Source organism: Rhodanobacter thiooxydans LCS2, from assembly GCF_000264375.1.
Lineage (GTDB): Bacteria > Pseudomonadota > Gammaproteobacteria > Xanthomonadales > Rhodanobacteraceae > Rhodanobacter > Rhodanobacter thiooxydans.
Window position 1 is genome coordinate 25,014 of sequence record NZ_AJXW01000073.1, and the last position, 8,718, is coordinate 33,731.

An 8,718-nucleotide genomic window follows, 5' to 3' on the forward strand; every position below is an offset into this window, starting at 1 on the left:
AGCCTGGCGCGCCGAAAATTGCGCCATCTACGGGGCCCGGGTCGACTCCGCCGACCCGCCCCGCATTCGAGTGGCGACTTTGCGCAACCACCCCGATCCGCGCAGGCCGCCGGCCCTTCCAGGCTGGCGGTGCAAGCGGAGCGGCGGGTTCGCGCAGCGGTGCGCCGCTTCCCCAGCGCCGCACCGGCACAGGAGTTGGAAAGTGAGCGACGCCGTTGCGCAGGGCACACCGCCCTTGCCCATCCTGATGTATCACAACATTGCGCGCGCCCCGCGCGACCTGCGCGTGTACCGCAGCCTGTTCGTGAGCCCGACGGCATTCGCGCGGCAGATGTGGCTGTTGCGCCGGCTCGGTTACCGCGGACTGTCGATGTCGGCCGCGATGCCCTACCTGCGCGGCGAGCGCAGTGGCCGCGTCGCCGTGATCACGCTGGACGACGGCTACGTGGACAACCTGGATGCCGCCCTGCCCATCCTGCAGCGCCACGGCTTCAGCGCCACCTGCTACGTCGTCAGCGGCAGCATCGGCCGCTACAACCAGTGGGACGCCGAGCGGCTGGGCGTGCGCAAGCCGCTGATGTCGGCGGAACAGCTGCGCGACTGGCACCGCGGCGGCATGGAGGTTGGCGCGCACAGCCGCAGCCATCCTCGCCTGACGCAATGCACTGACGCCCAGCTGCGCGACGAGATCCACGGCAGCAAGGCCACGCTGGAGGATCGCCTCGGCACCCCGGTCAGCCAGTTCTGCTACCCGTACGGCGACGCCGACGACCGCGTGGCCGGCGTGGTGCGCGAGGCCGGCTTCGATGCCGCCACCACCACCCGGCGCGGCCGCGCCGTCACCGGCTTGGACCTGTGGCAGCTGCCGCGGGTGCAGGTGGCGCGCCACCACCTGCTGCCGCAATTCGCCCTGCGCGTGCTGTCGCGCTACGAGGATCGCCGCGCGTGAAGCTGCTCTTCGTCGGCACCAATCCCGAGAACACCGGCGCCACCAGCCACTTCGTCGCCCTGGCGCAGGCGATGGCCGTGGCCGGACACCAGGTCGGCGCAGTGGTCTATCCCGACGGGCTGATCTGGCAGGGGCTGGCCGGCTCCGACGTGCGCCTGAGCAAGGCGAAGTTCCGCAACGCGTTCGACCTGCGCGGCTATCTCGCCGTCATCAGGGCGGCGCGGCAGCTGAAACCGGACTGGCTGGTGGGCAATTTCGGCAAGGAGTACTGGCCGCTGATCCTGATCGGGCGGCTGCTGCGCATTCCAGTGGCGCTGTTCCGGCATCGCACGCCACCGATGAAGCGCCTTTCCGGCTGGCTGATCCCGCGCCTCGCACAGCGCTTCCTCGCCGTCTCCGAGCATGCGCGCCAGGCCTATCTGGACCGCGGCGTCCCCAGCCATCTGGTACGGGTGCTCTACAACCCGGTCAACATGGCGCAGTGCCGGCCAGACTCGCAGCGGCGCCGCGAGATCCTGCGCGCGCTTGGCCTGGACGAGCAGGCGATCGTGCTCGGCTACAGCGGCCGCATGCACGGCGGCAAGGGCATCTTCCCGCTATTCGAGGCGGCCAGCGCGGCAATGGCGCAGCAACCGCGGCTGCATTGTCTGTGGCTGGGCGACGGCCCGGACGCAGCGGCGCTGCGCGAACGCGCCGCGGCAGATCCGACCGCGGACCGGCACCACTTCCTGGGCTGGATCCCCGACGTGCTGCCGTATTACAGCGCGCTCTCGATGCTGGCCTTCCCGTCGGTCGCCACGGAAACCTTCGGGAGGGTGTCGGTCGAGGCGCAAGCCGCTGGCGTGCCGGTGCTGGGCAGCGACATCGGCGGGATACCCGAGACGCTGCAGGCCGGCGTGACCGGCCTGCTGCTGCCGCCGGGCGACGTGGCGGCGTGGCGCGAGGCGATCCTGAAGCTGTGCGATCCGGCCCTGCTGGCGTCGATGGGCGCCGCCGCGCACGACTACGTGGAGCAGCACTTCAGCATGCTGGTGATCGCCGGCCAGTTCCTGCAGATCCTCAGCGGCGACTGAGCCCCCGGATCAGTCCCGCGGCCGTCGTCGCTCGTACAGCTTGGCGTACTTCAGGAACGCGTAGAACGCGTGGATGCGCGCCGCGATGAAGCCAGCCCAGCCGGAACGCCAGTGCCCGCGCAGCACGTAGTAGCGCAGGAACGCCACGGTCGGATACGCCACCATGCGCAGCCGCAGCCAGCCGACCCGGCGTTTGGCCAGGTCGGCCTGCTGCAGGCTGGAGTAGCGGTTCGCCTTGGCCACGCGGCCGGCGATGTCGGGCTCGCCGTGGTGGTCGATGACCACGTCGAGTACGCCCACCGGGCCGTCCACCTGCACTTCCTCGTGCACTTCATGGTCGCTCATGCGCGCACGCTGCCGGTCGAACAGGCGCACGTAGTGGTTGAGCCGGCCGCGTCGCGACTGCCAGCGCCAGAACTGCCACTCGCGCCGCCACAACTGGTAGCCCGCGCAGTCCGGCGCGAGCAGCGCCCGTTGCAGGGGCGCCGTGGCGTCCGCATCGAGCGATTCATCGGAATCCAGCAGCAGCACCCAGCGGTGGCTGGCCAGGTCGATCGCCGCCTGCTTCTGTGCGCTGTAGCCGGCGAACGGCTGCGCGTGGAGGCGCGCGCCGTAGTGCTCGGCGATCGCCGCGGTGGCGTCGGTCGAGCCGGAGTCCAGCACCACGATCTCGTCGGCCCAGGCCACCCCGCGCAGGCAGGCGTCGAGCGTGCCGGCACTGTTGAAGGTGGTCACCACCACCGACAGCTGTTCACGCCCCACCGCGCGTCCCCTGAGGTCGTGCTTCTTCGAGGAGGCCGGCACGGATGCCGGGCTCTTCTTTGCCGGCAGGGATGCCGGCTACAAATAGACTGGCGCACCACAAGCCGAGCAGCCAGGCGAACAGCAGCCCCCACCAGGCCGAGTAGAACGCCAGGTGGGTGTTCAGCGGGAACAGCATCACGCCGAGCGCCAGCGTGGCCGGAAACGCGCGTGCGCGTGCCGCCGCGCCCACCCGGCGCCACGCACGCAGCGCCAGCACCAGCGCAGCGAGCCACAGCAGCAGGCCGAGCGTGCCGGTTTCGGTGAGGATCTCCAGCACCAGCTGGTGCGCGTGGCAGGCGCCCTCGCCCACGCCGCAGGCCTCGGTGGTCACCACGAAATGATCGTTGGCCGCGGCGTACTGCGGATACGCGTAACGGAAACCACGCACGCCGACGCCGTTGACCGGGTGCGCCATGAACATGTTGACGCTGGTGTGCCAGATCTCGAGGCGGCCGCTGAGCGCGCTGTCGACGGACTGGTCGGTGCCGTGCAACGCCAGCAAGGTTCGCTCCATGCGGTCGTGGAAGCGCGTCGAGGTCTTCCAGGCCACGCCGCCGGCCAGCGCCAGCAGTGCCGCTGCGACCGCGCAGAAGCCGGCAAAACGCAGCGGCGAGCGCGCCTCGCGCCAGGCGAAGCCCAGCGCCACCAGCGCGTAGCACAGCCACGCCGCGCGCGAGCCGGCCAGCAGTACCGGGCCGAGGATCAGCACGAAGGCGAGCGCCAGCCCCGGCAACCCCCAGCGCCGCCGTGCGGCCCACAACGCGAACGGCGACAGCACCGCCAGGCTCGGCCCCAGCTTGAGGTTGTCCGCGCCGAAGATGCCGGACACCCGCTCGGCCTCGGCATGCCCACCCAGGCTCCAGCCGGTCAACGCCTGCAGCCAGGCATCGGCGCTCCACAGTGCCAGTACCCAGGCCACCGCCACGTACAGCGCCTGCAGCCTCTGCTCGCGGCGGATCGCGAAGCAGGCGTACAGGCCCAGCGGCACATAACGCAGCAGGGCAACCACTGTGCTCCAGCTCTTGCCCGGCCGGATTGCGTCGACTGCAGAAAGCAGCGCGGCCCCCACATAGGCGGCCAGCAGCCACAGCAGCAGCTGTGCCCCGGGATGCTGGCGCAGTGCGTGCGGCTCGCGTGCGAACAACAGGACCACGCCAAGCAGGCACAGCGCGGTGCCCAGTTCGGCGCTGCGCCCGAACGGCAGCAGCGCGATCACCAGCCAGAACGGCAGCAGCGGGGAACGCAGCGCGACCCTGCAGGAGTTGGCGATGGAATTCATGTGCGGACCGGGGCGAAGACGATCACGCATTGTAGGCGAGCGCATGCGCCCGTTGCCGCCTCAACCGGCGGCTACTTCGTCGTACAGCGCCAGCGTGGCCTGCTGCATGTCGACCAGGCGGTAGCTCTGCAGCGGCGAGATCGGCGGCGCCACCCGCAGCAGTTCGGCGGCCCGCTCGACCAGCCGCTCGCGGTCGCCCGGCGGCACGCGGCCGGCCGGGTACAGTTCGGCCAGCAACTCGCCCACGCCGCCGTGCGCGTAGCCCAGCACCGGACGGCACAGCGACAGCGCCTCGATCACCGTGCGCCCGAACGACTCGGGCCGGTTCGATAGCTGCAGCACCAGCGCCGAGATCGCGTAGATGTCGCGCACGTCGTCGCGCGGCGGCGTCAGCACCACCTGCGAGGCCACTCCCCGCACGCGGATCAGCTCGCGCAGTTCGGCCACATAGGCTTCGCGGCCGGGCTCGACCACTCCCAGCAGCAGCAGCCGCGCCTCGATGCCGCGACGCTTGAGGTCGGCCAGCAGCTCGACCGCATCATGGTGGCCCTTCAGCCGCGTGCCGCGCCCGGGCAGGGTCAGCAGCGGCGCACCGGCCAGTGCCGGAAACTCGGCGAAGAAGGCCTTCTGCCAGGCGTCATCCGGCCGGTGTCCGTAGGGAAACGTCAGCGGATCGATGCCGCGCGGGATCACCCGCACCTTGCCCGGTTCCAGCCAGCGGTAATGGCTCAGCACGTAGTCGCGCAGGGTCTGCGATACCGCAATCACGCGTTCGCCGCGCAGCAGGATCGCGCTGTAGCGCCCGGGCGAGTTGAGCCCGTGCACGGTGGTGACGAAATGCGGCCGCGGCGACATCCCCTTCAGCGCCCACCAGCCCATCCAGGCCGGCAGCCGCGAACGGGCGTGCACGATGTCGGGCTTCAGCTCACGCAGCACCCGTCGCAACGCGCCGAGCCGGCCCAGCGTGGCCAGCGACTTGCGCCCCAGGTCCAGCGTGATGTGCTCGCTGCCTTCAGCCTGCAACTGCGCGACCAGCCGCCCGCCGGCCGAGATCACCACCGAGCGGTGGCCGGCCTGCACCAGGCCGCGGGCAATTTCCAGCGCCGAACGCTCCGCGCCGCCGGAATGCAGCGCGGGGATCAGCTGGACCACGGTCAGCAGCTTGACGGGCACGACCATGCTGGACATGAGCTCGGGGCTGGAGGCTTTCATCCTCTGGAGACAAGCAAGAACAATGCCGCCAGCGGGCTGAACGCAGCCGGAGAATCAGTCGCGCAGCACGTAATGCGCGCCACAGTAGGCGCAGACGGTCTCGCCGCCGTCGTCGACGATCGGCAGGTACACCCGCGGATGGGAATTCCACAGCGCCATGCCGGGCATCGGGCAGGACAGCGGCAGGTCGGCGCGCGTCACTTCGTAACGATTTTCGGCATTTGCCGGCACCAGCGGCACCGCCGCGGAGAGGGGGGACGACATCGGCGGACTCCGGACTGGACATCAAGCCGCAAATGGTAGCAGGCTGCAGCCTTCTGTCGGAGGCAGCACAGGGAACACCGGAGAGCAGCCATGGCGGAGCCGCCACCGGGTTGCCGCCACGACCGTCATGAAGTGAGCACACCAATCTCAACCCGGCGCACGCACCGGGTCAGACGCATGAGTTTAGGAGCCGATCATGGATTTCGGAAAGATCATTGAACGCATCAAGGCCATCCTGACCACGCCCGGGGCCGAATGGCCGGTTGTCGCCGCCGAACCGGCCAACGTGAAGGGGCTGTACGCCGGCTACATCGCGCTCGTCGCCGCGCTGCCGGTGATCGCCGGTTTCATCAAGGGCAGCCTGATCGGCAGCAGTGCGTTCGGCATCACCGTGCGCACGCCGATCGGCATGGGCATCGCCGGCATGCTGCTGCACTACGTGCTGGCGCTGGTGCTGGTCTACATGGTGGCGTTGATCGTCAACGCGCTGGCGCCGACCTTCGGCGGCGAGAAGGACATGAACCAGGCGCTGAAGACGGTGGCCTACGCATGGACCGCCAGCTGGGTCGCCGGCATCGGCGTGATCGTGCCGTGGCTGAGCCTGCTGATCGTGCTGATCGGCGGTGTCTACAGCATCTACCTGCTGTACCTGGGCCTGCCGCACACCATGAAGTGTCCGCCGGAGAAAGCCGGCGGCTACACCGCGGTCAGCGTGATCATCGCGATCGTGCTGGGCTGGATCGTCGACCTGGTCGTTGCCGGCGTGATCGGCACCGCCGCGCTGACCGGCGCAGCGGTCGGCAGCATGCATGTCACCGGCAGCGGCGGCGACAACGTCAGCATCGACAGCAACAGTGCGCTGGGCAAGCTCGCCGCGATGGGCGAGCGCGCCGAGCAGGCCAGCAAGGAACTGGACGCAGCGCAGAAATCCGGCGACAGCACCGCACAGTCCGCCGCGATGGGCAAGCTGATGGGCACGATGTCCGTCAGCAATGGCGGCATCGAGGCGCTGGCGCCCGAGCAGATCAAGGCATTCCTGCCCGAAAGCCTGGGCAGCTTCAAGCGCAACAGCACGATGGGCATGCGGATTTCCCAGGCCAGCGCCGACTACGCCGCCGACAACGGCCAGCACATCACGCTGGAAGTCTCCGACACCGGCGGCGCCAAGGGCTTCATGTCGCTGGCCTCCGCGATGGCGCCGGAAGAGGAGAAGCAGACCGAGCACGGCTACGAGAAGACCTACAGCGCCAATGGCAACCTGGTCCACGAGGAATGGGACACCCAGTCGAAATACGGCGAGTACAGCGTGGTGGTCGGCAAGCGCTTCACGGTGAAGGCGAACGGCAACGTCGATGGCATCGAGCAGCTGAAGCAGGCGGTGGCCAGCGTCGACCTGGCCAAGCTGGAATCGCTCAAGGACGCCGGCGTGAAGTCGAACTGAGCCGGCGCATCCACACAAAAAAACCGCGCCGGCATGGCGCGGTTTTTTTGTGGGTGACGGCGACTTACTTGGCCGCGGCCTGCTTCGGCACCGAGGCTTCGGTGGTGATGCGGATGGCCAGCTCGTCGCTGACGTTCGGCACATAGGCGCCGACACCGAACTCCGAGCGCTTGATGCTGGCGGTGGCGTCGAAGCCGACCGAGGACGCCTTGGTCATCGGGTGCGGGCCGATCTTGTTCAGTGTCGCGTCGAGCACCACCGGCTTGGTCACGCCGTGCACGGTGAGGTTGCCGCTGACCTTGAACTTGTTGGCGCCGAGCGCCTGCACGGCGGTGCTCTTGAAGGTCACCACCGGATACTGGGCGGCGTCGAGGAAGTCCGCCTTCTTCAGGTGCTCGTCCAGCGCCGGCACATGGGTGTCGAGCAGGTCGAGCGGCAGCTTCACCTCCACGCTGGAGTTGGCCGGGTGCTGCTCGTCGAACACCAGGGTGCCCTCGCCCAGGCCAAGGTTGGCGGTGGGGTTGGAGTAGCCGAAGTGGTTCCAGCTGAACAGCACCATCGTGTGGGCAGGGTCGAGCTGGTAGGTGACCGGGGCGGCCTGGACCGACAAGGCGGCGCCGAGCAGGCCGGCGAGAGCGAGATACTTCAATGCACGCATGGAAAGACTCCTTGGAAAATGAGGGACGGAAAAGCGGGGTAGGACGCGGGCTTCAGGCGATCGTGCAGGCTTCGTCGAACGTCAGGCGGGGACTGCGCGGAAACAGGTTGCGGCTGGCGTCGCCGTAACCGATGCTGATCAGGAAATTCGACTTGACCGTGGTGCCGGCGAAGAACGCCGCATCCACGCCGGCGTTGTCGAAGCCGGACATCGGGCCGCAGTCCAGCCCGACCGCGCGCGCCGCCAGCAGCAGGTAGGCACCCTGCAACGTGGCATTGCGGAACGCGGTGGTGTCGATCAGCGGCTGGTTGCCGACGAACCAGCTTTTCGCGTCGGCATGCGGGAACAGCTTCGGCAACTGCTCGTAGAACGCGTAGTCGGTGGCCACGATCGCGGTGACCGGCGCCTCCATGGTCTTGGCGCGGTTGCCATCGGACAGGAACGGCTCCAGCTTCGCCTTCGCCGCCTTCGACTTCACGAAGACCACCCGCATCGGCGAGCAGTTCGCGCTGGTCGGACCGAACTTGGCCAAGTCGAAGACCTGCTGTAGCTGTTCGCCGCTCACTTCTTTCGGCAGCCACGCGTTGAAGGTGCGGGCATTGCGGAACAACTGGTCCAGACTGGCCTCGGAAAGCAACTCGCTCATCGGTATCCTCTGCGGAAAGACGCGCCGGCAATGACGCCATCGTGCAAGTGTATAGGCGCTCGCACGCGAACAGCCCACCCAATAAGGGAACATACCGTGCACATTCGGGAAACAATGCCGCGGCGCCCGCACGCATGCTGAAGCTGCGCGGCGAATGCTGGGTGATCACCGACAGCGCCGCCGGCAATCAGCGCCAGGCGCTGGCGCTGGCCGAATACCTGCAACTGCCGCTGCGCCACCTGGTACTGCAGCCGCGGGCACCGTGGGCGTGGCTGGCGCCGCGGCTGACCTTGGGCGGCCGGCTCGCCCTGCCCGCCCGCCAGCGGCGACTGTTCGTGCCACCGTGGCCGGCCGTGGCGATCGGCTGCGGCCGCGCCGCCGCGCTGTGCACC

The 8,718-nt window shown here is 68.9% G+C and carries 10 protein-coding genes; 4 read left to right on the forward strand and 6 right to left on the reverse strand.

Annotated features, from left to right (window positions below):
• The first annotated feature begins 247 nt into the window (after nucleotides 1-247).
• Together UUA_RS14465 and UUA_RS14470 are read left to right on the forward strand one after the other, a co-directional pair.
• Nucleotides 248-949, forward strand: coding sequence for a polysaccharide deacetylase family protein (locus UUA_RS14465; protein WP_050981895.1), 702 nt, complete (start codon nucleotides 248-250; stop codon nucleotides 947-949).
• Nucleotides 946-2,022, forward strand: coding sequence for a glycosyltransferase family 4 protein (locus tag UUA_RS14470; protein ID WP_008438153.1), 1,077 nt, complete (start codon nucleotides 946-948; stop codon nucleotides 2,020-2,022). Before UUA_RS14465 ends, UUA_RS14470 begins: the two co-directional genes overlap by 4 nt.
• Before the next feature lie 9 nt (nucleotides 2,023-2,031).
• Here UUA_RS14470 and UUA_RS14475 read toward each other — a convergent pair whose 3' ends face one another.
• From UUA_RS14475 to UUA_RS14490, 4 genes are all read right to left on the reverse strand, one after another.
• Entirely contained in the window at nucleotides 2,032-2,784 is a 753-nt protein-coding gene (locus UUA_RS14475; RefSeq protein ID WP_008438154.1) for a glycosyltransferase family 2 protein, read from the reverse strand.
• A complete protein-coding gene (locus tag UUA_RS14480) occupies nucleotides 2,774-4,105 on the reverse strand; it encodes an O-antigen ligase family protein (protein ID WP_008438155.1) in 1,332 nt (443 codons plus the stop codon). Before UUA_RS14480 ends, UUA_RS14475 begins: the two co-directional genes overlap by 11 nt.
• 60 nt (nucleotides 4,106-4,165) lie before the next feature.
• Nucleotides 4,166-5,293, reverse strand: coding sequence for a glycosyltransferase (locus UUA_RS14485; protein ID WP_008438156.1), 1,128 nt, complete (start codon nucleotides 5,291-5,293; stop codon nucleotides 4,166-4,168).
• 78 nt (nucleotides 5,294-5,371) lie between these two features.
• On the reverse strand, nucleotides 5,372-5,581 hold the full coding sequence (locus UUA_RS14490; RefSeq protein ID WP_008438157.1) for a zinc-finger domain-containing protein: 210 nt from the start codon (nucleotides 5,579-5,581) through the stop codon (nucleotides 5,372-5,374).
• 196 nt (nucleotides 5,582-5,777) lie between these two features.
• Here UUA_RS14490 and UUA_RS14495 point away from each other — a divergent pair, with 196 nt between their 5' ends.
• Nucleotides 5,778-7,022 (forward strand): Yip1 family protein, encoded by a 1,245-nt coding sequence (locus UUA_RS14495; protein WP_008438158.1) that lies wholly within the window; start codon nucleotides 5,778-5,780, stop codon nucleotides 7,020-7,022.
• Between the two features lie 64 nt (nucleotides 7,023-7,086).
• Here the strand turns inward: UUA_RS14495 and UUA_RS14500 are convergent, their stop codons facing one another.
• Entirely contained in the window at nucleotides 7,087-7,680 is a 594-nt protein-coding gene (locus UUA_RS14500) for a YceI family protein (RefSeq protein ID WP_008438159.1), read from the reverse strand.
• A gap of 52 nt (nucleotides 7,681-7,732) precedes the next feature.
• Nucleotides 7,733-8,326 (reverse strand): malonic semialdehyde reductase, encoded by a 594-nt coding sequence (locus UUA_RS14505; protein ID WP_008438160.1) that lies wholly within the window; start codon nucleotides 8,324-8,326, stop codon nucleotides 7,733-7,735.
• Between the two features lie 134 nt (nucleotides 8,327-8,460).
• On the opposite strand from UUA_RS14505, the gene UUA_RS14510 reads away from it, so the two are divergent.
• On the forward strand, nucleotides 8,461-8,718 hold a 258-nt coding region (locus UUA_RS14510; protein ID WP_008438161.1), incomplete at its 3' end, for an ELM1/GtrOC1 family putative glycosyltransferase.

What these genes read in the sequence shown, in the direction of transcription:
- UUA_RS14465 (WP_050981895.1), top strand. Translation starts at nt 248, where the DNA reads ATGTATCACAACATTGCGCGCGCCCCGCGCGACCTGCGCGTGTACCGC.
- UUA_RS14480 (WP_008438155.1), bottom strand. Translation starts at nt 4,105, where the DNA reads ATGAATTCCATCGCCAACTCCTGCAGGGTCGCGCTGCGTTCCCCGCTG.
- UUA_RS14495 (WP_008438158.1), top strand. Translation starts at nt 5,778, where the DNA reads ATGGATTTCGGAAAGATCATTGAACGCATCAAGGCCATCCTGACCACG.
- UUA_RS14500 (WP_008438159.1), bottom strand. Translation starts at nt 7,680, where the DNA reads ATGCGTGCATTGAAGTATCTCGCTCTCGCCGGCCTGCTCGGCGCCGCC.
- UUA_RS14490 (WP_008438157.1), bottom strand. Translation starts at nt 5,581, where the DNA reads ATGTCGTCCCCCCTCTCCGCGGCGGTGCCGCTGGTGCCGGCAAATGCC.
- UUA_RS14505 (WP_008438160.1), bottom strand. Translation starts at nt 8,326, where the DNA reads ATGAGCGAGTTGCTTTCCGAGGCCAGTCTGGACCAGTTGTTCCGCAAT.
- UUA_RS14485 (WP_008438156.1), bottom strand. Translation starts at nt 5,293, where the DNA reads ATGTCCAGCATGGTCGTGCCCGTCAAGCTGCTGACCGTGGTCCAGCTG.